The organism is Acinetobacter sp. M5A5_2a, from assembly GCF_053345265.1.
This window is the reverse complement of the sequence record NZ_JBKEZV010000001.1, coordinates 92,941-118,090: the sequence shown is the minus strand read 5'-3', so window position 1 is coordinate 118,090 and position 25,150 is coordinate 92,941. Positions and strand designations below refer to the sequence as shown.

At 38.1% G+C, this 25,150-nt stretch carries 28 protein-coding genes; 6 read left to right on the top strand and 22 right to left on the bottom strand.

All coding sequences use genetic code 11. The features are described from left to right. Positions 1–3: 3 nt before the first annotated feature. The 19 genes from ACLBWE_RS00585 to ACLBWE_RS00495 form a co-directional block, all read right to left on the bottom strand. On the bottom strand, positions 4–600 hold the full coding sequence (locus tag ACLBWE_RS00585; protein ID WP_003651480.1) for a 6-pyruvoyl trahydropterin synthase family protein: 597 nt from the start codon (positions 598–600) through the stop codon (positions 4–6). 229 nt (positions 601–829) lie between these two features. Continuing rightward, positions 830–1,789, bottom strand: a complete 960-nt coding sequence (gene gspK / locus ACLBWE_RS00580; RefSeq protein ID WP_447600500.1) for a type II secretion system minor pseudopilin GspK — start codon at positions 1,787–1,789, stop codon at positions 830–832. Then, positions 1,789–2,544, bottom strand: coding sequence for a type II secretion system minor pseudopilin GspJ (gene gspJ, locus ACLBWE_RS00575; protein ID WP_447600498.1), 756 nt, complete (start codon positions 2,542–2,544; stop codon positions 1,789–1,791). The genes gspK and gspJ overlap by 1 nt, the downstream gene beginning before the upstream one ends. Further along, positions 2,544–2,924 (bottom strand): type II secretion system minor pseudopilin GspI, encoded by a 381-nt coding sequence (gspI, locus tag ACLBWE_RS00570; RefSeq protein WP_447600496.1) that lies wholly within the window; start codon positions 2,922–2,924, stop codon positions 2,544–2,546. Before gspI ends, gspJ begins: the two co-directional genes overlap by 1 nt. Further along, positions 2,914–3,468: a type II secretion system protein gene (locus ACLBWE_RS00565; protein WP_447600494.1), complete on the bottom strand. Its 555-nt coding sequence runs from the start codon at positions 3,466–3,468 to the stop codon at positions 2,914–2,916. The genes gspI and ACLBWE_RS00565 overlap by 11 nt, the downstream gene beginning before the upstream one ends. 9 nt (positions 3,469–3,477) lie before the next feature. Next, complete coding sequence (locus ACLBWE_RS00560; RefSeq protein WP_447600958.1) at positions 3,478–4,086, bottom strand: TetR/AcrR family transcriptional regulator; 609 nt, start codon at positions 4,084–4,086, stop codon at positions 3,478–3,480. Between the two features lie 36 nt (positions 4,087–4,122). After that, positions 4,123–4,896, bottom strand: a complete 774-nt coding sequence (locus ACLBWE_RS00555; protein WP_003651468.1) for a TatD family hydrolase — start codon at positions 4,894–4,896, stop codon at positions 4,123–4,125. 17 nt (positions 4,897–4,913) lie between these two features. Further along, a complete protein-coding gene (locus tag ACLBWE_RS00550) occupies positions 4,914–5,255 on the bottom strand; it encodes a PilZ domain-containing protein (protein WP_003651467.1) in 342 nt (113 codons plus the stop codon). Between the two features lie 10 nt (positions 5,256–5,265). After that, a complete protein-coding gene (locus ACLBWE_RS00545; protein ID WP_005041101.1) occupies positions 5,266–6,246 on the bottom strand; it encodes a DNA polymerase III, delta' subunit in 981 nt (326 codons plus the stop codon). Between the two features lie 13 nt (positions 6,247–6,259). Next, complete coding sequence (gene kdsB, locus ACLBWE_RS00540) at positions 6,260–7,021, bottom strand: 3-deoxy-manno-octulosonate cytidylyltransferase (protein ID WP_017390561.1); 762 nt, start codon at positions 7,019–7,021, stop codon at positions 6,260–6,262. A gap of 9 nt (positions 7,022–7,030) precedes the next feature. Continuing rightward, positions 7,031–8,041, bottom strand: a complete 1,011-nt coding sequence (lpxK, locus tag ACLBWE_RS00535; protein WP_447600490.1) for a tetraacyldisaccharide 4'-kinase — start codon at positions 8,039–8,041, stop codon at positions 7,031–7,033. A 2-nt stretch (positions 8,042–8,043) separates the two neighbouring features. Continuing rightward, the gene (gene msbA, locus ACLBWE_RS00530) at positions 8,044–9,771 is read right to left on the bottom strand and encodes a lipid A export permease/ATP-binding protein MsbA (protein WP_447600488.1); all 1,728 of its coding nucleotides are present in this window, start codon (positions 9,769–9,771) and stop codon (positions 8,044–8,046) included. Continuing rightward, positions 9,768–10,196, bottom strand: coding sequence for an ExbD/TolR family protein (locus tag ACLBWE_RS00525; RefSeq protein WP_031948167.1), 429 nt, complete (start codon positions 10,194–10,196; stop codon positions 9,768–9,770). The genes msbA and ACLBWE_RS00525 overlap by 4 nt, the downstream gene beginning before the upstream one ends. A 14-nt stretch (positions 10,197–10,210) precedes the next feature. After that, positions 10,211–10,846, bottom strand: coding sequence for a MotA/TolQ/ExbB proton channel family protein (locus ACLBWE_RS00520; protein WP_005041113.1), 636 nt, complete (start codon positions 10,844–10,846; stop codon positions 10,211–10,213). Positions 10,847–10,896: 50 nt separating this feature from the next. Beyond that, the gene (locus ACLBWE_RS00515) at positions 10,897–11,784 is read right to left on the bottom strand and encodes a ParB/RepB/Spo0J family partition protein (protein ID WP_016138313.1); all 888 of its coding nucleotides are present in this window, start codon (positions 11,782–11,784) and stop codon (positions 10,897–10,899) included. Then, the gene (locus tag ACLBWE_RS00510; RefSeq protein ID WP_003651453.1) at positions 11,781–12,563 is read right to left on the bottom strand and encodes a ParA family protein; all 783 of its coding nucleotides are present in this window, start codon (positions 12,561–12,563) and stop codon (positions 11,781–11,783) included. Before ACLBWE_RS00510 ends, ACLBWE_RS00515 begins: the two co-directional genes overlap by 4 nt. A gap of 21 nt (positions 12,564–12,584) precedes the next feature. Beyond that, positions 12,585–13,217, bottom strand: a complete 633-nt coding sequence (gene rsmG, locus ACLBWE_RS00505) for a 16S rRNA (guanine(527)-N(7))-methyltransferase RsmG (RefSeq protein ID WP_003651451.1) — start codon at positions 13,215–13,217, stop codon at positions 12,585–12,587. An 87-nt stretch (positions 13,218–13,304) separates the two neighbouring features. Next, a complete protein-coding gene (gene murU, locus ACLBWE_RS00500) occupies positions 13,305–13,994 on the bottom strand; it encodes an N-acetylmuramate alpha-1-phosphate uridylyltransferase MurU (protein WP_447600484.1) in 690 nt (229 codons plus the stop codon). Next, a complete protein-coding gene (locus tag ACLBWE_RS00495) occupies positions 13,994–15,007 on the bottom strand; it encodes an aminoglycoside phosphotransferase family protein (RefSeq protein ID WP_447600482.1) in 1,014 nt (337 codons plus the stop codon). The genes murU and ACLBWE_RS00495 overlap by 1 nt, the downstream gene beginning before the upstream one ends. Before the next feature lie 120 nt (positions 15,008–15,127). On the opposite strand from ACLBWE_RS00495, the gene ACLBWE_RS00490 reads away from it, so the two are divergent. Both ACLBWE_RS00490 and ACLBWE_RS00485 read left to right on the top strand, forming a co-directional pair. Beyond that, on the top strand, positions 15,128–17,569 hold the full coding sequence (locus ACLBWE_RS00490; RefSeq protein WP_447600480.1) for an LPS-assembly protein LptD: 2,442 nt from the start codon (positions 15,128–15,130) through the stop codon (positions 17,567–17,569). Continuing rightward, positions 17,569–18,879, top strand: coding sequence for a peptidylprolyl isomerase (locus ACLBWE_RS00485; protein ID WP_447600478.1), 1,311 nt, complete (start codon positions 17,569–17,571; stop codon positions 18,877–18,879). The genes ACLBWE_RS00490 and ACLBWE_RS00485 overlap by 1 nt, the downstream gene beginning before the upstream one ends. 118 nt (positions 18,880–18,997) lie before the next feature. Here ACLBWE_RS00485 and fba read toward each other — a convergent pair whose 3' ends face one another. The 3 genes from fba to ACLBWE_RS00470 form a co-directional block, all read right to left on the bottom strand. Then, the gene (fba, locus tag ACLBWE_RS00480; protein ID WP_005304678.1) at positions 18,998–20,035 is read right to left on the bottom strand and encodes a class II fructose-bisphosphate aldolase; all 1,038 of its coding nucleotides are present in this window, start codon (positions 20,033–20,035) and stop codon (positions 18,998–19,000) included. Positions 20,036–20,156: 121 nt separating this feature from the next. Next, positions 20,157–20,402, bottom strand: coding sequence for a hypothetical protein (locus ACLBWE_RS00475; protein WP_447600476.1), 246 nt, complete (start codon positions 20,400–20,402; stop codon positions 20,157–20,159). Positions 20,403–20,527: 125 nt separating this feature from the next. Then, on the bottom strand, positions 20,528–21,715 hold the full coding sequence (locus tag ACLBWE_RS00470; protein ID WP_005041130.1) for a phosphoglycerate kinase: 1,188 nt from the start codon (positions 21,713–21,715) through the stop codon (positions 20,528–20,530). A 138-nt stretch (positions 21,716–21,853) separates the two neighbouring features. Between ACLBWE_RS00470 and ACLBWE_RS00465 the strand changes: the two genes are divergently transcribed. The 4 genes from ACLBWE_RS00465 (at position 21,854) to ACLBWE_RS00450 (ending at position 24,962) form a co-directional block, all read left to right on the top strand. Further along, a complete protein-coding gene (locus tag ACLBWE_RS00465; RefSeq protein ID WP_003651438.1) occupies positions 21,854–22,237 on the top strand; it encodes a DUF2237 family protein in 384 nt (127 codons plus the stop codon). Continuing rightward, the gene (locus tag ACLBWE_RS00460; protein WP_447600473.1) at positions 22,237–22,830 is read left to right on the top strand and encodes a Maf family protein; all 594 of its coding nucleotides are present in this window, start codon (positions 22,237–22,239) and stop codon (positions 22,828–22,830) included. The genes ACLBWE_RS00465 and ACLBWE_RS00460 overlap by 1 nt, the downstream gene beginning before the upstream one ends. A 31-nt stretch (positions 22,831–22,861) precedes the next feature. Continuing rightward, positions 22,862–24,025 carry a ribosomal protein uL16 3-hydroxylase gene (locus ACLBWE_RS00455; protein ID WP_447600471.1) on the top strand — a complete coding sequence of 388 codons (1,164 nt, stop codon included), beginning with the start codon at positions 22,862–22,864 and terminating at the stop codon, positions 24,023–24,025. 373 nt (positions 24,026–24,398) lie between these two features. Next, on the top strand, positions 24,399–24,962 hold the full coding sequence (locus ACLBWE_RS00450) for a TetR/AcrR family transcriptional regulator (RefSeq protein ID WP_003651435.1): 564 nt from the start codon (positions 24,399–24,401) through the stop codon (positions 24,960–24,962). Positions 24,963–25,150 lie beyond the last annotated feature (188 nt).

Here is a 25,150-nt window from a genome sequence, read left to right as displayed (position 1 = left end):
GATTTACACTTCGACTTGCAAATCAACTTGAGGATTATTAAATTTCATCCCTTTTTTCAAGTCTTCATACATTTGCGGATTTGCCCACTCTATCTGAATTTGTTCTGAAAAAACAATTCCATCAAGACTTAAGATACCCATTTGTTCGTTTTGAATATCTTCAATAAAGCTTTGAGCATATCCAGTATCGGTCTCATGAACAATAACTGAATAAACCTCAACATCACCTTCCCCATTTTGAGTGATTGTTGATTGCAAAACTTGCTGAGCTAAATAAAAGAAAATACGAGAGAACTGTTCGGCTGAGGGTGAAACCGGTAAAGAAATCCAGCGAGCACTAAAAGTCTGACAAGCATCAATATATTGAGAATCATCTTTTTCCCAAAAACAGATTGCATGATCAAAGCTATCAATAAGGTCTTTTATTACCCCTTTTAAAAGCCCAAAATCATAAACCATTTGTCCATGATCTAATTTCGAAGCTTTAAGCAATAATTCGACTTTATAGCTATGTCCATGAATTGATCGCTTACAACGATCCGATGTACAGTTACGTACAACATGTGCATTTTCAAACTTAAATAACTTGCGAATTAACATGTGCCAAATCGATCATTCCTTCTAAGAACATTATTATAAAGCAAAAGACAAAAACTTCGCACCACTTTTCAATTAGAAACAATTAGCGAAAAGTATGATAAGACTTGTGAAGAAATATTGAAGATAAACATATGGAAAATTTATATTTATTCTATTATGTCCATTAGAGAAATTCATAAAAACGGCTTTCCAACAATATGATCAAAACAAATAAATTACAATTTTTCAACTAGTTAAATGGTGACATATTTCTAGAATAAACATAAACCTGCTTATCATTACGCATGAGCGCACTTGTAAATTGTCTTTTTCTATTATTAAGCATGACCTCAATTTGTGCTTGAAAAAAACTCGACTTTACATCTAACAGGCTATTCACCTCAGTTCTCTTTTGAGTATCGACTGTTGAAAAAGCATTCAATTGCCATAATTCATCAACATTTTGAAAGAATTTTAAATTTTGTTGGCGCATTTGAAGTTCTTTTTCTACCGCCCCTACATCCAATTTTTGATCAATACTCGCTAAGACTAATGGTGAAGCGGTATTAATATTCACTTTTGTATTCTCGGGTAATGCCGAAATATAAGGGGCAATTAAATCATATTTCTTGCCGTCAAAACCTCTTACTAATTTCAACTCTTCAATGCGATGAAATTTAGCGTTTGAAGCTAAATAGCTAGGATCAAGGCCTTCATAATAGCTACTTTCTGCTCCCATAGGTCCAGATGGTTCTTCATCTGGATCTTGCCAATCGATAACTGCTTGACTTAACTCTGCTGGCAAGCCTACACGTACAAGTAAGCGCTCAAACCAGCTTTTGGCAGCTTCATTTACCTTACCTTCATTGGTTGTTAAATTGTTTAAGTTAAATTTGCCTGACTCGTCGATTAAACGCCCTGATACAGATCCATCTTCTATTGGAAAAGGTGGCATTGGCTGTGCCCATGTTTCCTTTAAATGATCAACGCCACCTGCATTGTTTGCATCTTGAATTAATAACTCAGAAAAAAAAGCTTCTGCACTTTTGGCATAAAGTAGTGACTGATTTTGACGCATCAAATAACCAGTGTTTTCCATCGTATTGGTTTGATGCTTTGCAATAGAGGCAGCTAAAATTGTAGCCAATGCAACCATAATTAAAATTGTGAGCAAAGCTACACCTTGCTGGCTCTTTTTATAGTGCAACATTATGCTCCTCCTTGTTTGGAGAGCGATAAATTCCCTTGGTTTAAGCTATAAATCCACTCATAACTTACACCAGCAACTGTGAGTTGTATTTTTATTCCTTTCGGCAGTTTTCTAAACTCTTCTGGCTTTGTGGGATCAATATTAATTTCTGGCCACTTTGTCACTTCTTGTGGCGTGAGCACCATAATTTGAAACTGTTCAACTTGACTCAACAAAGTGCTAGATAAAGGTTGCTCTCTGTTTGAAGTATTTAAATTGCTATATTTAAGACGATAAAGCTTTTTTTGATCAGGATCATATCGATATTCAATACGCTCAAAAGGTGATAACCCTTGTTTTAAAGGATCAGTAACACCAGCCTTACTAAAATAGAGTACTTGGTTATCAAGCTCTAAAGCTGGATGAAGCTGTCCCCCTTGATTTGCCGATAAAGGTATAATTTGTAATGTATCTCGCAAAACTTGTTGATATGCATCTTGTAATTCAAATAGCTGCACTTCATGTTGAGCATTACGATCACGGACTTTTAATAAATAATCAAAAATCTTCCAACCTAACAAAGATAAAACAGCAAAAATTGCAATTGCGACTAAAAGCTCAACTAAAGTAAATCCTGAGTGAGGATTAACAAAGCGACGCTTTGTCCGAGCGCAAGACGAAGAGCTGTGCTCGGAGTAGCCTCTCATTACCCCTTCCGATCGTGCCGCAAGACGTGAAGCTGTGCTTCGAGAGCGAAAATATTTATTTTTTATCATTATTTTGCTTTTATTGGATAATTAAAAAATACCAAGTGGGTAACACCATTTTGAACTTTTCCTTTATCAGAATCATATAAGCTAATTTGCAAATCTACTTTCTGAACATTCGGGCTGACTGTAGATTCAGCAGATTTATCAATCTGCCAAGTTTCACCTTGAGAAGTAACCTGCTTACTTTGAGTACCTTGAAGCCATTCTTGATTTATCTCCATTAAGGCTACTTCATTCATTGCCACAAACTGAGCTTTAGTTCTAAGAATTGCATTTGAAGTAGATTGGGTATATTGCATGGCCACTTTAGTTAACGCGACAGCAGCTACTGCAAAAATTGCTAAAGCTACCATTACTTCTAATAGAGTAAAGCCTTTAAATTTCATTTATTTTACCCAAATGATCAATTTGTATTTCTGAACCAATTGGTTTTTGTTCAAAGTAAAACTGTATTTTAACTGTTTTAGCTTCACCATTTCCAAACCAGATTAACTGAGGAGCCTGTCCTCCAACTAAATCGGTATTAGTCGCTTTTGAATAGTTCTGCCCATCTAGAGGTTGTATTGTAAACGATACATGTTTAGGTAATTGGCGCGTAGTAAATTCTGGGTATTTCTGCCAGCGGTTTTTTAAATCTTGGACCTGTAATTTACTCTGATCGTGGTATTCATACAGTTCATAGGAAAATGGGGAAACGTCAGTCTCACTCAGAGTAGATAAAGCTAAAACACGAGATTGATCAAGTGACTCTTTACCAATTTTATGTACATCAAGCAAAAATAATTCTCTTGCTTGCATCGCTTTCTTTTGGTCAACCCCACCTATGTTGAGTACAACTAGAGAGGTCATAATCGTCATAATAACAATCACCACCATCACTTCAATGAGGGTAAAACCTTTTTGTGATTTAGGCGGTGATTGAGATTTCATATCGACCTATTAAGCATATTGTTCAACAGCTTGTTTAGGTAAGGCTAATGCCTGATCAATATAAGCCACTCTTAACGTGTCTCTTGAACCTAAATACCGTTGGTAAAAACTTGAATTGAGAATAGCTGCTGCACCATGAGTTAATGACCAAATAGATGCCAAATAATCTCGAGTAGGCATATTGCTTTGGATAGATTCTAAATAGTGATCTGTCATGCGAATGATAATTCGTAATCGCTGTTTACGCACCTGATAAAGTTCATTAAAAAGGTGATGCACACTTTGAGCTGTAATCGAAAGTTTTTCCTCAATTTGATGAAATAAAACTGTCCGCTCAGGATGATGTAAATGATGTAACATGAAAAAGGCTAAGTGTTCTGGAAAGGCCTTTTCAGTATCTTGAACCATTTCTAGTAACATACGTTCATTACGAATAATCAATAGCATGTACAATTCATCTTTACTTTGAAAGTGTTTATACAAAGTTCCTTTTGCTAAATCAAGCTCAGCAGCCAAGACATCAAGTGTCATTCCGGCTTCGCCATTTTCTAGCAATAATTGCTCCGCAACCTGAAATATTAATACTTCTCTTGCTCGGAACTGAGCCTGACGATCCATCTTCACGCAATTACTCTCTTATATAGTTTCTATAACCTAAATCGCTTTTAGCAAGTTCTCAAAATTTTGTGAGGTGATCATTGCAATTTCCTCAACCGATTTATCATATACATCACTGAGTGCTTTGGCTACATAAGGCACATATTTTGGTTCATTTGTTTTACCGCGGTATGGAACAGGTGCTAAATAAGGACTATCTGTTTCAATTAAAAGTCGATCTAGCGGAACTTGTTTAGCTACATCACGCAAGTCTTGTGCATTTTTAAATGACACAATACCTGAAAAAGAAATGTAATAACCGCAATCCAGAACAGCCTTAGCTGTTTCCCAATCTTCGGTAAAACAATGCAAAATTCCATGCGTGGAATGTTCAGCACGGATAATATCTACCGTATCATGCTTTGCTGAACGCGTATGAACTACGACTGGTTTTTTTACAATTTTCGAAGCTTGGATATGTCTTGCAAAACATGCCTTTTGTTCTTCAATAAAATCTGTACTGTGATAATAGTCCAGTCCCGTTTCACCCAGAGCCCATACTTTTTCTGATTGAGCTAATTCAATCAAGTGCTCGGTCGTTGCACGTGCCATCGTATCTACATCTTCACAAGGATGCACACCTACCGTATAACCAACGTCTTCATGCCTATTTGCAATTTCTGCTAGTGCAATATGGTCATCAAGATCAACAGAAATTGCCATAAATTTAGACACTCCTTCTGCTCGTGCTGCAGCGAGCGCAAGGTCCAGATCACCGTTATAAGGCGTTAAATCTAACATCGTTAAATGGCAATGCGTATCAACAAACACTTTTCTATCCTATTTGATTACATGGTATAACTTGGACGATCTAGAGACATACTACCAGCCAAAACTCTTTCTGCCTCAGCTTTATAGTAAATTCCCTTATCTCCACTTAATTGAATAGCAAAACCTTGAGGTTTAAATCCACTTTGCTTGTGCGATATCCAAATCACCTTACCAGTGAGAGGAATTTTTTGAGACTGCTCAGGCAAAGTAGCTAAAATGAAAATTTCTTGTCCCATCTTTACCTTTTGTTTTGATGGTACAAATAGGCCTCCACCTTGCACATATCCCATATAGCTTGCTTGCAAAGTAGCTCTATCAGGAATATTTACCTGAATAATCCCCCCCATTTGCGGCTGCATAATCTTCCCCTTAAATATTCATTAACGTTATAAACAATTGATCTATAATAAGTTGACTTTGTACATTTTGCTCAACAAGCTTTTTTGCTTGTTGTACTTCACTATAAATATTAAATAAGCTTTCTAAATCATAATATGGACTTAATTGATCAAAATCTAAATCAGTATTTTTTTGTGGCTGATTTAGCTTGACACAAATTAAATCTCCCAACAAGTATTCAAAAAGTACGATAAAATCATTAAAACTTAATTCTTTTTGCCATTTTCCTGAGAAAAATAGAGGCATATTTTTTTGAGCTACAATTTTTAGCCAGTCATTTAAGAAAATCTGTCGTTTAGCAAACCAATCACTTTTTGCAATTTCTATTGCTTGCAAAGGCATATCATTAGATAGGCCAAGTAATAAATCAGGTTGTACTTCTGCAAGTTCAGATAAATGCTCATCCAAATATGAAGTAGCCTGTTCATATGAAATACGATCTAAAGCAAAATGCTGCAATCGGCTACGAATAGTGGCTGGTAATTTAAGATAATGATCAGCCAATAAAATTAAAACAACACGTTCACCGGGTTCTTCTAAAGTTTTTAGTAGCGCATTCGATGATGCCAAGTTAAGAGCTTCAGCAGGCTCAATAAGAATAACGCGCCAGCCTTCTCCAGTTTGTTGCACGAAAGGCAGTAAATCTCGGATCTTTTCTATTTTTATTTTTGCATTCTGCTTTTTATTTTCTTCATCTGTTGTGATATGGACATAATTGGGATGAGTGTCTGATTTTAACCATTGACAACTGCTACACTCACCACAAGCGCCATGGGGCTGCTTATTAAGGCAAAGCACCCATGCCAAAAAATGCTTAGCAAAAGCATGTTTCCCACAGCCTTGCTTGCCATAAAATAATAGGCCATGTCCAATATTGGGAAACCTTGTTGTTAAGGTATCCCATGTTGTTTTTTGCCAAGGATAAACCTTTGAGGTTACATTCGGATTCATTAAAAATTAACGCTTATTCAAAAGATTCGACAGGCATTTTATTTAAGCGATCAAGATCAGCTTGAGTGTCTACACCAGGGGGTAAATTTGCTTGAGCGACAGCAATCGCAATGCGATGTCCATTTTCTAAAACACGTAATTGTTCAAGACTTTCTAACTTTTCAAGCTTACCCATATCCCAAGTCACATATTCTTGCAGTAAGCTCACTCGATAGGCATATAAACCTAAATGGCGAAATGCTTGGTTATGTAAACTTGGCTCTGCCTGCGCAGCCCCATCACGGTCGTACGGAATGGTTGCCCGGCTAAAATATAACGCTTCATTTTGCTTAGACATGACTACTTTTACAATACTATCACGCTGAAATTCATCTAAGGTATGAATAGGCTCGCATAACGTAGACATTGAACAATTTGGTTTATCAACCAAGAGTTTTGCAACTTGTTGAACAAGCTGAGCTGGCAATAAAGGTTCATCCCCCTGAACATTCACAATAATATCATCTGCTGCCCACCCCTTAATACGAGCAACTTCGCTTAATCGGTCTGTTCCTGACGGATGATCAGGACTCGTAAGCACAACGTCCACACCATCTGCACGGCAAATCTCAGCAATACGCTCATCATCTGTTGCCACACATAGATCATCAAAGCCTTCGACTTTTTTTGCTTGATCCACCACACGCAAAATCATAGGACGGTCATGAATAAGCAACAATGGTTTACCTGGCAAACGCGAACTTGAGAAGCGTGCTGGAATGACGATGTGTTTCATTTTTTCTTCCTAAGATAATTGGATATCAAGTTTTTGCAGTTGCTGTTTTAAAACCTGATAACACTCTATAGACAGGATAGCTTTAACAGGAACAACCCAAATAGGCTGTTTAAATTCCGGATTTTTTTCAAGCAATGGTAATAATTTAACTGCATCTTTTTCAGTTGTAATAAGTGGCAGTTCATCATTAAAAATTAAATCATTGATTGAGTAATCATGATGGTCACGAAATGCATGTTCTTGAAACTGTTTCAGGCCTAAATCTTTAAGTGTTTGATAAAAACGCTGTGGAAAGCCAATACCCACTACAGCATGATAATTACTTTGAGGATTAAAGCTGTGCTCGGCCCTTGACGAAGGATTGAGTAAATATGGCTGTCCAGTCTCAAGATGCATATTTAATTCTGTAGTTGGTTTATACGCATGTTCAATTACTGTTCCAGTTTCTAAACGCTCAACTGGCTCTCTTAAATATCCTTCAGGCAATAGTTTTTTATTTCCTAAGCCACGATTCTGGTCGAGTACAATCCACTCGATTTGTCGCCCCAATGCCCAATGCTGCAAACCATCATCACTAACAATTAAATCTAGTGGTGTTGATGCAATCAAGAGCTCTATTGCAGCCTGCCTATTAGGACCCACCGCCATTGGTACACTCGTCGATTGAACAATTAATGCAGGCTCATCTCCGACCTGAGTTGCTTGAGCACCCGAAGTAACCAACATTGGAAAAGGACCAGTACCACCATACCCCCGACTAATTACCCCAACTTTGACATTATGCTGTTGTAGATAATTCACCAGTTGTATTAATAATGGAGTTTTTCCGCTGCCACCCACCGTAATATTGCCAATCACCATGATAGGTACAGGTGCTTTATAGACTTTCTTTAAACCAGCAGTATAAAAATTACGATTTAATAGAAACCCAGCACGATACAAACAAGATAATGGACGTAAAGCAATCAACCAACTCGATTGCTTATTCCATGCATTCTGGATCAGCTGGGCCAATGACATGCTTAGTTATCCTCAAAATTACGCTGATGTAATTGATAATAAGCACCATGTTTTTCAAGAAGTTCTTGATGAGTACCTTGCTCAACAATTTGTCCTTGATCCATCACTACAATACAATCAGCATTTTCAATTGTTGATAAACGGTGTGCAATAACGATCGTTGTACGGTCTTGCATTGCTTCATCAAATGCTTGCTGAATAAAATGTTCAGATTCATTATCAAGAGCACTTGTAGCTTCATCTAAAATTAGAATTGGAGCATTCTTTAAAATTGCTCGAGCAATTGCAATTCGCTGACGCTGACCACCTGATAGGTTTAGACCTTGTGCCCCTAAAACAGTATCATAACCATTTGGTAAATTCATAATGAAGTCATGTGCATAGGCTGCTTTTGCTGCTGCATAGATTTTTTCATCTGATGCACCTTCCAACTGACCATATGCAATGTTTTCACGAACAGTACGGTTAAACAATATAACTTGTTGATTTACCATTGCAATTTGCGTGCGTAGACTAGAAAGCTCAATATCATTAATTGGCAAATCATCTAAATAAATTTGTCCACTCGATACTTCTTGAAAACGTACCAACATATTCACTAATGAACTTTTACCTGCCCCTGAACGACCAACTAATGCTACAGTTTGACCTGGACGGATATCTAAAGAAAAATCTTTAATAGCTGCTACGCCATCAGCATAATTCAATGTCACATGATCAAAACGAATTGCCCCATTTAATTTAGGTTTCAGTTGACCACTATTCTGCTCTTCAGGTAAATCTAGTAATTCAAAAACAGAATGAGCTGCTGCTAAACCACGTTGTAACTTTTCATTAACATCAGTCAAGCTTTTAACTGGCTTTGCTAACAGACCAGCTGCTGTAAGGTAAGCTACAAATTCACCAGCACTTGTAGTGCCTAAAATCTGAGGTCGTAAAGCCAACCATACAATAAGAGCCATAGCACAAGCCATTACCACCTGAACAACCGGACTATTCAGGTTTTGTACAATTACCATTTTTAAGCCGCGTTTTAAGTTCTCTTCCGATGACTTATAGAAACGTTTTTGTTCAGATTCTTCACCAGCAAAACTTTTTACTACAGCATTACCATTAATACTTTCTTGGACGACGTGGTTCACATCACCCATAGTATCTTGTACCTGTAACGAAAGCTTTCGCATACGTTTCGAAGCTTTACGCACTAATACGCCAATCACCGGTAAAAATACAAAAATACATAACGTAAGACGCCAATTGGTATAAAACAGATAGCCTAACAACCCCAGAGTAATCATCCCATCCCTAACAATGGTTCTTAATGACTCAGAAGAAGCAGCTGTTAACTGTTCAACGTTATACATAATTTTGGCAGTAATATGGCCAGATGAATTATCTAAGTAATATTGTGCTGGGAGTTTTAAAAGTTTCGCATAAACTTCCTGGCGAATACTAAAAACTAAACTGCGTGAAATCACCGCAGTATAGTAGCCGCCCATAAATAGGCCTAAGCCGCGAAAGAATACTAATAAAATAATTAATAACGGGAACCAATCCAAATCTGCTCTACTGTTGTTTTGGATTGCATCAATAATAAATTTAATCAATTTAGCAACGGAAACTTCTGTTGCTGAGTTAATACCGAACCCGATAAGTACTAATAAGGCCACGCCCCAATAAGGTTTTAAATAGGCTATGAGACGCGTATAAACCTTAAAATCTTGATTCACTCAGAAAAACCTCTAGAAGGAACTTTGGTACTAATATTGATGTTAACAAAACCGAGTTGTCCTGCCACATCCATAACGCGAATTACATCCTGATGAGACGCTTTGGCATCCGCAGCAATGATGAACATAAAATCACGGCGCTCTTGAGCAACTTGCTTAATCGCAGTACTCAGATCAGCAACCTCTTTAGACGAAAGTGCTTGACCATTCACAGCATAATGACCAGCAGAGTCTACCACGACTTCAATTTTATGATCGTACTGTTTTGGTGGAACACCTTGTGCATCTGGTAATGTTAGATTGATGCGACTTGGCTGATTAAAAGTGGTCGACAGCAATAAAAAAACCAAAATGAACAACAAACAATCAATCATAGGCGTTAAATTGATATGAATGTCTTCAACCTGAGAACGTTTAAATTTCATCTGACTTTCACCTCCTAACCAACACGGCGGTGTTCAGCTACAGACGAAGAACGCTTATAGAACAATGAGGCATGAAATAAGGTCGATTGCTGTTCTAATTCGGCAATATAATCTTGCACTACTCTTTGAAAGTAGCGATAAGCAATTAAAGCAGGAATCGCAATTAACATTCCCACAGCTGTGGTAATGAGTGCTTTAGAGATACCAGGGATCATTAAACTTGGACTACCAGCCGATCCAAAATCAATAACAAGAAATGACTCAATAATTCCCACTACAGTACCAAGCAACCCTAGCAGCGGCGCTACGGCACTTAGAGTACCCAAAAAATTAATATTTTTTTCCAAATAAGAAATTTCTTGAGAAGCTGCTACTTCCATTTGCGCACGAGCAAATTGCTCACCATGCTCGCGATGCTCAAAACCTGCTTTTAAAATGTGTCCCAATGCGCTACTTTGCGCTTCTACATTTTGCTCTAAACTTTCCACGATATCTTCAGCTCTTAAAGAGCCCTTACCGCTTAATGCTTCGGGTAGAACTTGTGAACGTCTTAACCGAACAAAACGTTCAATACTGATCGCAACAGTTAAAATCGAGCATAGAATTAAAGGCAGCATCAACCAGCCACCCGCTCTCACAAGTTCCCACATATGTTCTTCCCCAAGAATATAAAATTAGAAATACATGACCCAACTGCAAATTATTCTGGCAAACAAATATTTAAAATGCCATCTAACTCATCCAAGGTATGATAATGAATAACAAGTTTACCCTTACCTTTTTGGTTATGATCAATTTTTACATTAGCGCCAAAACGCTCTGATAGTTTTTGTGTCAATTGCTCAATATCTGGTGCTACAGGCGCTTTTTCTTTCTCCTGCTTAGGCTCACTTCTATCACGCACCAATTGCTCTGTTTGACGAACTGACAATCCTTTCTCAATTACAATTTTAGCAACTTCTAATTGATCTTTACCTTTCAATGTCAAAATTGCTCGAGCATGCCCCATATCAAGCTGGCCTTGCTGCATGAAATCTTTAATATCATCAGCCAAACTCAATAATCGCAATAAATTACTTACAGTAGTACGTGCTTTACCAACCGTGTCAGCAATTTCTTGATGACTTAGACCAAATTCATCATGAAAGCGCTGTAGAGCTATTGCTTGATCAATTGGATTTAAATCTTGACGCTGAATGTTTTCAATTAACGCCAATGCAATTGCAACCTGATCATTTAAATCACGAACAATTGCTGGAATTTCAGTTAAGCCCGCAATTTGTGCTGCACGCCAACGACGTTCACCCGCAATGATTTCAAATGGATGAGCTTCATCATCAACTGGACGGATTACAATAGGCTGCATCACCCCATGTTTTTCAATAGACGATGCCAACTCTTGTAAATCATGCTCATGAATAAAACGACGTGGTTGATATTCACCACGTTTTAGTAAATTCACATCAACTTGTTTTAACTGTCCGTGGTCTAACGCCTGTGCTTCAAGTTGTAGTTTTTCTTTTTGAATTGAACCAAGTAATGCATCTAAACCACGTCCTTTAGCCAATCCGCGTTTTTTGATGCTCATACTTTACTTCCTTTCTTCACTTTACTTCTCTTTAACATCTCAGCTGCAAGATTTAAGTATGCAACTGCACCTTTAGAACTTTTTTCGAAATAGATAACAGGTAAACCATGTGCTGGTGCTTCTGCTAAGCGAACATTCCGTGGAACAACAGTATCATAAAGTTTTTTACCGAAATATTGCTCTAGTTCTGCAGATACATCACGTGTTAAAGCATTTCGTGCATCGTACATCGTACGCAGTACACCAATAATCTCTAAATCGGGATTGAGTGCTTTTTGAATACGATCAATGGTCTGAGTTAAATCAGCCAAACCCTCTAGCGCATAATATTCGCATTGCATTGGAATAATTACACTATCTACAGCTGCCAAAGCATTGACAGTAATCAAGCTCAAGCTTGGAGCACAATCCACAATGATATAGTCAAATGAGTTTCTGATTTCATTCAAAGCATTCTTTAGAATGAATTCACGACCTTCTTGCTCTGCGATAGCGAGCTCTACACCTGAAAGCTCACGATTAGAGCCTAGAACTTTATATCCAACTTCTGCTTTTTGAATGGCTGTTTCAATTGGAACTTCGCCAAGAAGAACATCTGTAATTGAATACAAAAGATCGTTCTTTTGAATACCAGACCCCATCGTAGCATTACCTTGTGAGTCCATATCTACAAGTAATACACGTTTTTTTAATACAGCTAGAGACGCTGCAAGATTTACTGCAGTCGTTGTTTTACCAACACCACCCTTTTGGTTTGCAATCGCAATAATTTGAGCCATGGTAACCTTAATACTTTTTATTTAGATACGTTGAAGTAAAAGTAAATGACGTTGTTCATCAAGTCTTGGTACGCGCAGTTCAATCACTTTACATGAAAAGTCCTGCTTGAGCTGCTCAATTTCCTCAACTGGCACTACACCTTTCATCGCTGCGATTATACTGCTCTGATGAAGGTATGGCTGAGCCGCATCTACAAAGTCCGTTAAAGAAGCAAAAGCTCGACTTGTTATGACGTCAAACTGGCCAAGCTCATCAATTGTATCTTGATTCTCAACACGTGTTTGTACTGCCACAACGTTACTCAATTTAAGATCAGCAATAAATTGCTTCAAAAAACGAATTTTTTTACCATTAGAATCTAAAAGAACACATTGGCGTTGTGGCTGACAAAGAGCAATAATCATGCCAGGCATACCACCACCTGTACCCACATCAAGCAATCTACCTTCAGGTAAGTCATTTAAAATACTTAGACTATCCAACAAATGCTTCACTAACATTTCTTTCGGATCACGAATTGCTGTCAGATTATATGCTTTATTCCAAAGTACCAAAGCATCTTGATACTTTAACAATAATGCCAAAGCTTCATCGCTAAGCGATAAACCTAATTTTTGACTACCCTGTTGTAACTCTTGAAAAAACGGATGCATAAACAGATAACATCTAAGTAAAATTTAAAACAAAGTATACCCATTTATGCATCGTGGAACACTAGTTAACGATTAGGGATTACACAGTTAATCGTAGAAGCCTTCACGAATTTGCAAATCTAGCTCCATTAAACGCTCAGGCGTTCCAACATCTACCCATGCACCTTTAAGTTTTTCACCAGATATTTTTTGATTCTGCATCGATTGCTTCAACAATGGAGCTAAAGGACGTTTACCAGGTTCCAATCCATCAAAAAGTTTAGGATGGATAACAGACACACCACTAAAAGTTAGATTCTCACCCGTCACATCTTGATCGAATGTAAAAGCGCGTCCATCGAACAATGTAAAGTCGCCTTCAGGATGCTGTTTAGGATTATCAACCAACACAAGATGTGCTAAATCATCATTTAGCTTAATATGGCGTAGAGCTTCAAAATCCATTGTGGTCCATACATCTCCATTTACCAGAATAAAGGGATCTTTTCCAAGCAGTGGCAAAGCATTAATAATTCCACCAGCTGTTTCTAGCCCTTCATCCTCTCGTGTCCAACGTATATCAACACCAAATTGGGAACCATCCCCTAAGCTGCTGATGAGCTTGTCGGCCAACCACGCAGAATTGATGACGATTTCGGTCACACCAATTTTCTTAAGTTTTTCAATATGCCACACAATAAGCGGTTTACCACCTACCTCAAGCAGAGGCTTTGGTGTATATAGCGTAAGTGGACGCATACGATTACCCAAGCCAGCAGCAAGAATCATTGCTTTCATTATGCTGCTACCTCGTAGTTACCATATTTCTCGATAAACTTCGGCATAACTATGTCATTTATGAATAACATAAACTCATCAAGTTCAGCATAACCACGGCTTTCTTCAATCAAATACCACATTACACGTGGTAAATCTTTTAAATAACCTGATTTACCATCACGCTCAAACAGCCGCACAAAAATGCCCAAAATTTTAATATGGCGCTGAATAGCCATTAAATCTGCATCACGTTTGAACTGCTCAAAACTACGGTTCTGTTTAGCAGACTCAGGTAATAAGTCATAAAAAACTCTAAACCATTGATACACATGCTCTGCATTCCACTGAACATAAGCATCACGAGTAATCGAGATTAGATCATAAGTATCTGCACCAATCACCGCATCCTGAAAATCAATAACTCCAAGCTCTGGTTCATTTGCAATTTTCATCAAATTACGACTGTGAAAATCACGATGTACAATCACTTGCGGCTGAGCCAATGCAGTTTTTGCTAACACATCGAAAGCATCATCAATCACCTGTTGCTGTTCCACACTCGGAGTAATCTGCAAAGATGGTAGCATCCAGTCAGTCAACAGCTTCATTTCAGTTAACAATTTCTCATAGGAGTATGCTGGAAATTGCTCCTGACCATTCACAGACTGCAAATGAATCAGCTGTTTAAAGCTTTGTTCATAATATTTATCGACTGTTTCATCATTTAATAATGTCGACAACAGCACATCACCAAAATCTTCTAATAACAGAAAACCCTGAGCTAAATCTTTCGCGACGATCTGAGGGACGCGTACACCATGGCCTGCAAAAAATTCGTCAATGGTCACAAACGGAACACAGTCTTCTTTTTCTGGAGGGGCATCCATGAGCATATACGTTTTATTTTGTAACTGGATACGCGCATAACGGCGGAAGCTTGCATCACCTGCCAAAAAAGCGATCTTAAATTGATCATTTTCAAGAACAGATGTAAGCCATGTATATATCAATTGTTCACGTTGTGTATTCATTTGCAATAAAATCTAAAACAAGCTGAGATTTTTGAAGGGTTAAGTGTAGCCACTTATAAACTTTTTCTCTATGATGCGACAATAATTAATTGTGAATTAGCATACTTGGTTAATGAGACAATGAAGCATCAGTTTAAATTTAATCCTTTAGCGACAGCTATTTTTACGCTCTTATGTGGCTCCATACAATCAAGTTATGCTGAGTCAGCTGATGTTGTCTCCAATATAGACAATAATCAACTTAAAGCGAGCATCAAAGAAGCCTACCCGGGTCAAGAATTCTTTCAACAGTATTATGTTGATAAATCGGCACCTGAGGCACAGCTTCGTGACAATAAATATTTAAGCTCGGCATTTTGCCAGGGTACATGGGTTACACCGATTAACCCTGAGACCAAAGCTCTAGATGCCGACAAAACGACTTCTGTCGTTACGGCTAACTATGGACATTATAATCCTGCCGGTGACTCTGTTTTAGAAGGCGACGTCGTTATTGATCAGGAAGGACGCACGGTTCGTGCTGACAAGGTTACGATTGATAAGACCCAAACCTTTGCACATGCACAAGGCCGAGTACAACTCGCTCAAGGCGGATTACTTTCACAGAGTGACGAAATTAATTACAACCTAAAAAACCAGACTGGTAATTTAGAAAATAGTTTTTATATTTCTGAACAACAACATGCCCATGGTCATGCAGGCAAAATCGAAAGAACATCGCCAAATGTCATGATTCTTAACGATGCAACCTATACGACTTGCCCACCAGGCCAAAAACCGGGTTGGAAAATTCAGGCAAATAAAATCGAGTTAAATCAGGAAACTGGGCGTGGTGTAACTCGCGGGACAAAACTGTATGTTAAAGACGTTCCTGTTCTAGCAGTTCCTTACTTTAACTTCCCGATTGATGATCGCCGAACCACAGGTATTCTCAACCCACAGTTTGGTTTCTCAAACGATGGTGGTATTGAGCTTTCTGTTCCAGTTTATTTAAACCTTGCACCTAACTATGATCTGACACTGACTCCGCGTTATTTAGCAGACCGTGGTGCAATGCTAAAAGGTGACTTTCGATACTTAACCGATGGTTTTGGTGCGGGTGAAATGTGGGGTGGCATGTTGCCATCTGACAAAGAATATGATGATAAAGATCGTAAAGATTTCCATTTCTTACATAACTGGGATATCAACGATCAATGGTCAACTAATCTCGAATATAACTACGCTTCAGATAAAGACTATTTTTCAGATTTAGATAGCAGTCCTAACTCTAAAACAGACCTAAACTTACGTAGAGCATGGGAACTTAACTACCAACATGGTATTCCGGGTTTAAAAGCTCAGCTTAAAGTCGAAGATTTCCAGACACTTGATCCAGAAATTGCGGATGTTGATAAGCCTTATGCGCGTTTACCACAATTCTTATTGAATTATGTCACAGGCAATCCATTAGGCTTACAGTACGAATTCAATAACGATACTGCATACTTTAAGAAATCAATTACTGATGATTCTGCTCAGGAAAGTAGTGGTACACGTATCTACAACCAGTTTGCAACGCGCTACAACTACCGTACACCAGCAGCATTTGTAATCCCTGAAGTTTCAGTACGCTCTATTCAAACATTCTACGATAAAGACAGTATTGATTCTCGAGGTCTAGATGGCGGTTCTGAAAATAAATCAGTAGTTGTACCTCAATTTACATTGGACACTGGACTGAATTTTGAACGTGAGGGCAAGTATTTACAAACCCTTACCCCTCGTGCATTTTATGCATATGCTCCATACAAAAACCAAGACAGCTCTCCAAACTTTGACTCAACTTCAGCATCAGTAAGTTACGATCAATTATTTAATCCTTACCGCTTCTATGGACATGACCGTCTTGAAGACAACAACTTTCTATCACTTGGCGTAAGCTACAGTCTTTTTGACACAGTAGGCTTAGAACGTTTACGTGCAAGTGTTGGTCAAAGTTATTATTTTGAAGACCGTCGTGTCACTTTGACGCAACAACAAGATGAAAGTGATACTGAAAGTAACACTGGTCCGGTCGTTAGCATATCAAGCCAGTTAAACCAAAACTTCACCATTGCTGCTAACTCAGCATGGATGTCGAATGGTGATAATGCTCAGCGTGATTTCCAAATTTATTATACTGGAGATAAAGGAAATCTTTATAACTTAGGTTATTTCTATCGCAAAAACATTGAAGGACGTCAAGCTACTTACGATCAGGTTGTTGCATCGTTTATACAACCAGTTAAAGATAATTGGCGTATTATGGGCCACGTACAATACGACATGGATAGCGATGTTGCCCGCGAGATATTACTAGGGGTTAACTATGAGTCATGTTGCTGGGGCATTTCAGTCTATGGTCGCTCATATTATAACGATCTAGATGATCCAAAAACTTCAGATGTTAGTGAAAAACGTGCCATTATGGCCGAAATTACACTAAAAGGTTTAGGCGGGTTAAATAATAAACTCGCGTCTTTACTTGAAAATCGCGTTTTAGGTTTTAACAAAATTAATCAATCTTGGACACAACGTTAATGAAGACAAAGCATCTTAAACAGTTTTTTAAAGCAACGACCCTTGCTGCCCTAATCTCTTCATCAATGCATAGTTTTGCCCAACCCGCTGATGAAGTTGTGGCAATTGTGGACAATAGCGTAATTTTAAAAAGCGATCTTCAACAAGGGATGGCTGAAGCCGCTCACGAACTACAAGCACAAAAAAAAGAGGTTCCACCTCAGCAATATTTACAATTTCAGGTGTTAGATCAACTCATCTTGCGTCAAGCACAACTTGAACAAGTTAAAAAATATGGTATCAAACCTGATGAAAAAAGCTTAAATGAAGCAGTCTTAAAAGTAGCAGGTCAATCTGGAACTAAAAGTTTAGAAGCCTTCCAGCAAAAGTTAGATGCTATGGCACCAGGGACTTATGAAAGTTTACGCGGTCGAATCGCCGAGGATTTAGCGATTAGCCGTTTGCGCCAACAACAAGTCATGTCTCGTATTAAAATTAGTGATCAAGATGTAGAAAACTTCTTAAAATCACCACAGGGACAAGCTGCTTTAGGCAACCAAGCACATGTAATCCATATGCGTATTGCTGGTGATAACCCACAGGAAGTTCAATCTGTGGCTCAAGAAGTACGTTCAAAGCTTGCACAAAGTAATGATATAAACGCATTGAAAAAACTTTCGACTGCAAATGTAAAAGTTGATGGTGCTGACATGGGGTTCCGTCCACTTTCAGACATTCCTGCTGAACTTGCAGCACGTATTACTCCATTACAAGACGGCCAAACAACTGACTTAATTTCAGTACGTGATGGTGTACATGTTTTAAAGCTTATTGAGCGTAAACAAAATGAGCAAAAAGCTTTAGTACCTCAATTTCAAACTCGCCACATTCTCATTCAACCATCTGAAGTGGTTAGCCTTGAAAATGCCAAGCAAATTATTGACAACATCTATAAACGCTTAAAAGCTGGCGATGATTTTGCAACACTTGCAGCTACCTATTCAAATGATACGGGTTCAGCGCGCGATGGTGGTAGCTTAGGTTGGGTAACTCCGGGTACGATGGTCCCTGAATTTGATAAAAAAATGCAGGAAATTCCTGTAGGTGAAATCAGCGAACCTTTCCAGACTCAATTCGGCTGGCATATCTTACAAGTAACTGAAAAGCGTGAAAAAGATATGACTCATGAATATCAAGAGCGTATGGCACGTCAAATTTTAGGTGAACGTCAATTTAACACCGAAATCGATAGCTGGTTACGTGAAGTGCGTGCAAATGCATATGTAGAAATCAAAGATCCAAGTCTAGACAAAAAGAACTTACAGAAATAAGTTCTTTTATCGTCATCAAAACCTGTGTTTATCACAGGTTTTTTTATGAATAAAATTTAACTAATAAAAAACCGGTTATATAAATAACCGGTTTCTATAAATTAAACCCTAACGGGAATTATTTATAACGATCAACCATTTTCTCTAAAGAAATTGGACGGATCTTGTCAGCATTTCCAGCTGTACCAAACGCTTCATAACGATCGATACAAATTTGCTTCATTGTATCAACTGTTTTAGCAAAGTATTTGCGTGGATCAAACTCAGATGGATTCTCAGCCAAAAATTGACGAATCGCACCAGTTGAAGCTAAACGTAAATCAGTATCAATGTTGATTTTACGTACACCGTGTTTGATTGCTTCTACAAGCTGCTCAACAGGCACACCATAAGTTTCGCCAATATTACCGCCAAACTCATTGATTACCTTTAACCATTCTTGCGGAACAGAACTCGAACCATGCATTACAAGGTGAGTATTTGGTAATGCCGCATGAATTTCTTTAATGCGGTCAATTGCCAAGATATCGCCTGTAGGTGGACGCGTAAATTTATACGCACCGTGTGAAGTACCAACTGCAATTGCTAATGCATCAACATTTGTATCAGCAACGAACTGAGTCGCTTCTTCAACAGAAGTTAGAAGTTGAGAATGGTCAAGTACACCTTCAGCACCCACACCATCTTCTTCACCAGCCATACCAGTTTCAAGGCTACCTAAACAGCCAATCTCACCTTCGACAGAAACACCACATGCATGTGCCAAAGCAACAACATTACGAGTTACATCAACATTGTATTCGTAAGACGTAGGTGTTTTACCATCTACACCTAATGAACCGTCCATCATCACTGAGCTAAAGCCAAGCTGAATTGAACGCTGACAGATATCAGGGCTTGTACCATGGTCTTGGTGCATTACCACTGGAATATGTGGCCATTCTTCAATTGCAGCCAAAATAAGATGGCGTAAGAATGGAGCGCCTGCATATTTGCGAGCTCCAGCTGATGCTTGAACAATTACAGGTGAATTGGTTGCATCCGCGGCAAGCATGATTGCGCGCATTTGTTCTAAGTTATTTACGTTAAATGCTGGTACGCCGTAGTTATGTTCAGCAGCGTGATCCAAGAGCTGGCGCATTGAAATGAGTGCCATAATATCCTCCCAGGTAGTGCGGGTTATTCTACCCTTTCATTTATTTCAATTCAGCAACAAATCACAGTATTTCAAAAAAAATCCCCGCATATGCAGGGATTTTTTAACAAAAAACAACAAATTAATGTGTTTCTGAAGCAGCAGCCTCACTTGGTGCACTGCCTTCAACCACATCGGTATTCTTTTCATCTAAAACTGGCTTATCAATCGCATCAATTGCTGCTTGTTGCTCAGGTGTTACTTTGTCAGAAACAGCAGTAGAAACAGCCGATTCTTGTCCAGCCTGAGATGCTTCATCTTTCTTAGCACAAGCAGTCAACATCATCGGTACAATTAACAAAGCAGCAAATGTAAGCTTTAAATTCATCACTATTGTCCACAGTTGGTGATTTAATGCTCGCTATTTTATTGCAGATATATGACAGTTTAATGACCTATCCATGAAAAAAGGGATTGGCAACCCAATCCCTTCTTATTTTTTAGATAACAGTATTAAGCACGCTCAAGTAAAACAGCGACTGCTGGCAAAGTCTTGCCTTCAACAAATTCAAGGAATGCACCGCCACCTGTAGAAATATAACCAATTTGATCAGCAACGTTATATTTATCAATCGCAGCTAAAGTATCTCCACCACCAGCAATCGAGAAACCAGCAGATTGTGCAACGGCAAGAGAAAGTGCTTTAGTACCTTCACCAAACTGATCAACTTCAAATACGCCTACAGGACCATTCCAAAGAATCGTTTTTGATGTTGTTAAAATATTTGCAAATGCTTTAGCTGTTTCCGGACCAACATCTAAAATCATATCATTTGATGTTACATCTTCTACTTTCTTCACAACTGCTTGCGCTGCTGCTAACGAACCTAAGAAATCGTCAAAATTAATTTGCGATGCATCGGCAACCACAACATCTGTAGGCAGTGGAACACTTACTTTCGCAGCAATTTGTTTTGCAGTTTCAACCAAATCAGCTTCGTATAATGATTTACCAACATTAAAACCAGCAGCTGCCAAGAATGTATTTGCAATACCGCCACCAACGATAAGTTGATCACAAATACTAGAAAGTGAGTTTAAAACATCAAGTTTAGTTGAAACTTTAGAACCTGCAACAATTGCAACCATTGGTTTTTCAGGAGTTTGCATTGCACGGCCAAGTGCATCTAATTCAGCTGCCAATAAAGGACCAGCTGCTGCAACAGGAGCAAAACGAGCTACACCTTCAGTAGATGCTTCTGCACGGTGAGCAGTACCAAATGCATCCATAACAAATACATCGCATAATGCAGCATATTTTTGTGCAAGGTCTGGATTATTTTTCTTTTCACCATGGTTAAAGCGCACATTCTCAAGCAGTACGACTTGACCAGCTTCAACTTCTACGCCATCTAGGTAATCTGTTAACAATTTAACTTCTTGGCCCAATACTTCTGTTAAATAAGCAGCAACTGGCGCAAGTGATTGTTCTGGCTTTGGTTCACCTTCAACAGGACGACCTAGATGCGAAAACACCATCACAGCTGCACCTTTTTCTAAAGCAGCTTTAATAGTTGGTAATGCTGCGCGCAAGCGAGCATCGCTAGTAATCACACCATTTTTGACAGGAACGTTTAAATCTTCACGAATAAGGACGCGTTTACCTGTTAAGTTAAGGTCAGTCATACGCTGAAAATTCATGTAAAGCTCTCTTTATGATTTTAAAAACGCGCCAATTTTAAATGATTACATCAAAAAAGGTTAGTTTTTTTGCATAAAAGCTGTAGAAAGCCCCAGTTTTGATTATGATAGAGATAGTCATTTGATATTTCATCCATTATGTCTATTCATCCAGATCCACAAATCAATCGTTTAAATGTTTTAGGGGAACCTTTAGCAAGTTGTTGTTTCGACCCTATTACTGGCTATTTTAGAAATGGCTTTTGCCACACAGCAGTCACAGACCTTGGTCAGCATACTGTATGTGCGCAAATGACCTCTGATTTCTTAAATTTTTCACAAAAAATTGGGAATGATCTTATTACCCCTTTACCAGAAGTAGATTTCCCAGGCCTAAAGCCCGGTGATTTCTGGTGTATCTGTGTAACTCGTTGGGTAGAAGCTTATCAAGCAGGTCAAGCCCCTCCCATTAAAATACATGCATGTCATCAAGCTGTATTAAGCTATGTACCTTTAGATGTTTTAATGGAATTTGCAGTGTAATGGTACAGCCACAAATTATTTTGGCATCAAGCAGTCAAACACGTAAAGCCTTAATGGATCGCTTAGGGATTAACTATATCTGTGTTAGTCCAGATATTGATGAGAGCCCTCGGGATGAGATCCATGCGGATGAACTTGCGAAAAGGCTGGCTTTCACAAAAGCCCAAGTGATTGCTGCACAAAATCCACATGCAATTATTATTGGTTCCGATCAAGTCGCATGGCGAGAACATGCTCCCAATGACTTTATTGGTAAACCGATGACCATTGAAAATGCCAGATTACAGTTAGCAGAAAACTCAGGTCGAACTGTCTACTTTAGTACCGCACTCAGCGTGCAATGGCTTGACGGAAATTTTGAACAAACGCTTGTTGAACATTATCAAGTTAAATTCCGAACCTTGAATCAAGCTGAAATTGAACGATATATTGCATTAGATCAACCACTCCATTGTGCTGGTAGCTTTAAGTGTGAAAGTTTAGGAATTAGTTTGTTCGAAAAAATGACAGGCCAAGACCAGACGACTCTTATGGGTTTACCTATGATTCAACTTTGCCATATTTTAAGGCAGCTTGGTCTACAGATTCCTTAATTTTAGATATTTTTATAAATAGGTTATTTCCATGACAGAACCTTTAGCAGTTTTAGGCGGTATTACTGCCGAACAATTTTTAGCAGAATATTGGCAGAAAAAACCTTTGCTGGTACGTAACGGATTGCCAGAGATTGTAGGTCTTTTAGAACAGCAAGATGTGCAAGAACTTGCTTTGGAAGAACATGCGAGTGCCCGACTCATTCGCCAAAAAGATAGAAATCCAAATGAATGGCACGTCAAGTCTTCACCTCTAACCAAAGGTGACTTTCAAAAGCTACCAAAATTATGGACGCTTTTAGTACAAGCAGTAGACCACTACTCTTTTGACCTTTCTGAGCTTTGGAAAAAATTCCCTTTTATTCCTCAATGGCGCCGTGACGATATTATGGTGTCTTATGCACCTAAAGGCGGTTCAGTTGGAAAACATTTTGATTTTTATGATGTGTTTCTAGTTCAAGGTCACGGACACAGACGCTGGCAATTAGGACAAATGTGCGATGTAAATACTGCATTTGTACCTAATCAACCATTAAAACTTTTACCAGAAATAGACGTACAATTTGATGAAGTACTAGCACCAGGTGATTTACTGTATGTTCCGCCTGGAATGGCACATTATGGCGTTGCCGAAGATAATTGCTTAACTTTCTCATTTGGCTTTCGCATGCCAAACGTTGCAGGAATGATGGAACGTATTAGTGATCAATTTTCAGCTAATACTTTATTGCAAAATCCTGTTGTAGACATTGCACGCAAACAGATGGGGCAAATTGGTGAAATTAACGCAACTGAACTGAGCCACTTAAAAGACTTAGTTTTAGCTCAATTAAAAGATTCATCAGCACTTGATGCCGCTATTATGTCTTATATGAGTGAACCTAAATATCCAGATAATATTCCAGAAGCTGATGAAATCGAAGCAGACGACTTAAAAGAAATTTTACACGAAGGATACGAAGTTCTTTTAGAGCCAGCCTCTCGACTACTTTATACAGAACAAAACGGAACCCTAAACTTTTGGGGAAATGGTGAAGTTCTATTTATAGCTGAACCCTTTGAGCAAAAATTAAAAGCGATTGCCAATGGAGAGAGTCTGCCATTTGATAGCCAATTTAATGATGACGAGACACTAGAAAACGTTGCTCACTTATTAAATGAATCTATTCTGATGCTTTTACCCCCTGCAGAGTAAATGTTTTAATAAAAGTAGGTTTTTCCATGAAAGGGAAAAACCTACTTTTTAAATTAGCAAGCAAACTCAACAATATATTCAATTATTATTCGTTAAATTTATCTAAAAAAATCTTAAATAGTATGTGGTTAAGATTATTAAACTTTAAAGAAATCTTGAAATGAGAATTTAAAAAAGAAAAGCTTCATGATTAAAAAAACGACATATCTCTTACTTACTTTTGCCTTAAAATTTAAACATTACAGTTTAAAAAAATAATATCTTTTTTCTATCAATAACAAACAATACCTTGTAAAATTAAAGATCCAGATTTTCATTAATACAGATCACAGTTCACAAGCTAATAGCAATTCATTTGTGAGAGGCTAAAAATATGTCGAAGAAAGATGACATTATTAACACCGCATTAAGACTTTTTAACTCGTATAGCTACAATTCTATAGGTGTGGATCGCATCATTAATGAATCTGGCGTTGCAAAAATGACTTTCTACAAGCATTTTCCATCAAAAGAAAAATTAATTGAAGAATGTCTACTTCTACGAAACACGCTTTTACAGAACTCTCTTACCTCGGCCTTATCAAAACATGATGAGTTAGACCCTCTTGCGAGAATTAAAGCAGTATTTTTATGGTATTCCGACTGGTTTAATAGTGAAGACTTTAATGGCTGTATGTTTCAAAAAGCTTTGGAAGAAGTTTTAAAACAATATCCGTCAACGCATCAACCTGCCACTTTGTATAAAGCTTGGTTGACTCAACTCATGCAAAACCTTCTCAACCAATATGATGTGAAAGAACCAGGTCCTTTATCTTTACTACTCGTTAATATATTGGAAGGTATGACCATTCAAGCTCAGGTCGAGCATGGCTCAATAAAAATTTATGATTATTGGAATCGAGTTGAAAAATTAATCGACTTTGAAAGAGCTGCTTAAAAATAAAGCGTGACATTCTTCTTCTTATATTAATATTCTTCTTATCTATCACGCTGCGTCTGAAAGTCATTTTGGTTCAAAATTAGACGTTTTTTTCGACCTTACTAAACCAAAATATACAGACCTGTCTGTACAAAACAGATTATATATTTAAAAAATAAAAACTCAATCATTTTTTTTGTTTCATT

Coding starts and splice junctions, on each gene's coding strand:
- ACLBWE_RS00470 (WP_005041130.1), bottom strand. CDS start 21,715: ATGAATTTTCAGCGTATGACTGACCTTAACTTAACAGGTAAACGCGTC.
- ACLBWE_RS00465 (WP_003651438.1), top strand. CDS start 21,854: ATGTCTATTCATCCAGATCCACAAATCAATCGTTTAAATGTTTTAGGG.
- ACLBWE_RS00520 (WP_005041113.1), bottom strand. CDS start 10,846: ATGTGGGAACTTGTGAGAGCGGGTGGCTGGTTGATGCTGCCTTTAATT.
- gspJ (WP_447600498.1), bottom strand. CDS start 2,544: ATGATAAAAAATAAATATTTTCGCTCTCGAAGCACAGCTTCACGTCTT.
- ACLBWE_RS00515 (WP_016138313.1), bottom strand. CDS start 11,784: ATGAGCATCAAAAAACGCGGATTGGCTAAAGGACGTGGTTTAGATGCA.
- ACLBWE_RS00460 (WP_447600473.1), top strand. CDS start 22,237: ATGGTACAGCCACAAATTATTTTGGCATCAAGCAGTCAAACACGTAAA.
- lpxK (WP_447600490.1), bottom strand. CDS start 8,041: ATGTCATTGGCCCAGCTGATCCAGAATGCATGGAATAAGCAATCGAGT.
- ACLBWE_RS00475 (WP_447600476.1), bottom strand. CDS start 20,402: ATGAATTTAAAGCTTACATTTGCTGCTTTGTTAATTGTACCGATGATG.
- fba (WP_005304678.1), bottom strand. CDS start 20,035: ATGGCACTCATTTCAATGCGCCAGCTCTTGGATCACGCTGCTGAACAT.
- ACLBWE_RS00455 (WP_447600471.1), top strand. CDS start 22,862: ATGACAGAACCTTTAGCAGTTTTAGGCGGTATTACTGCCGAACAATTT.
- ACLBWE_RS00565 (WP_447600494.1), bottom strand. CDS start 3,468: ATGAAATCTCAATCACCGCCTAAATCACAAAAAGGTTTTACCCTCATT.
- ACLBWE_RS00490 (WP_447600480.1), top strand. CDS start 15,128: ATGAAGCATCAGTTTAAATTTAATCCTTTAGCGACAGCTATTTTTACG.
- ACLBWE_RS00560 (WP_447600958.1), bottom strand. CDS start 4,086: ATGGATCGTCAGGCTCAGTTCCGAGCAAGAGAAGTATTAATATTTCAG.
- rsmG (WP_003651451.1), bottom strand. CDS start 13,217: ATGCATCCGTTTTTTCAAGAGTTACAACAGGGTAGTCAAAAATTAGGT.
- ACLBWE_RS00495 (WP_447600482.1), bottom strand. CDS start 15,007: ATGAATACACAACGTGAACAATTGATATATACATGGCTTACATCTGTT.
- murU (WP_447600484.1), bottom strand. CDS start 13,994: ATGAAAGCAATGATTCTTGCTGCTGGCTTGGGTAATCGTATGCGTCCA.
- ACLBWE_RS00485 (WP_447600478.1), top strand. CDS start 17,569: ATGAAGACAAAGCATCTTAAACAGTTTTTTAAAGCAACGACCCTTGCT.
- ACLBWE_RS00510 (WP_003651453.1), bottom strand. CDS start 12,563: ATGGCTCAAATTATTGCGATTGCAAACCAAAAGGGTGGTGTTGGTAAA.
- ACLBWE_RS00585 (WP_003651480.1), bottom strand. CDS start 600: ATGTTAATTCGCAAGTTATTTAAGTTTGAAAATGCACATGTTGTACGT.
- gspI (WP_447600496.1), bottom strand. CDS start 2,924: ATGAAATTTAAAGGCTTTACTCTATTAGAAGTAATGGTAGCTTTAGCA.
- ACLBWE_RS00450 (WP_003651435.1), top strand. CDS start 24,399: ATGTCGAAGAAAGATGACATTATTAACACCGCATTAAGACTTTTTAAC.
- ACLBWE_RS00545 (WP_005041101.1), bottom strand. CDS start 6,246: ATGAATCCGAATGTAACCTCAAAGGTTTATCCTTGGCAAAAAACAACA.
- gspK (WP_447600500.1), bottom strand. CDS start 1,789: ATGTTGCACTATAAAAAGAGCCAGCAAGGTGTAGCTTTGCTCACAATT.
- kdsB (WP_017390561.1), bottom strand. CDS start 7,021: ATGAAACACATCGTCATTCCAGCACGCTTCTCAAGTTCGCGTTTGCCA.
- ACLBWE_RS00550 (WP_003651467.1), bottom strand. CDS start 5,255: ATGCAGCCGCAAATGGGGGGGATTATTCAGGTAAATATTCCTGATAGA.
- ACLBWE_RS00525 (WP_031948167.1), bottom strand. CDS start 10,196: ATGAAATTTAAACGTTCTCAGGTTGAAGACATTCATATCAATTTAACG.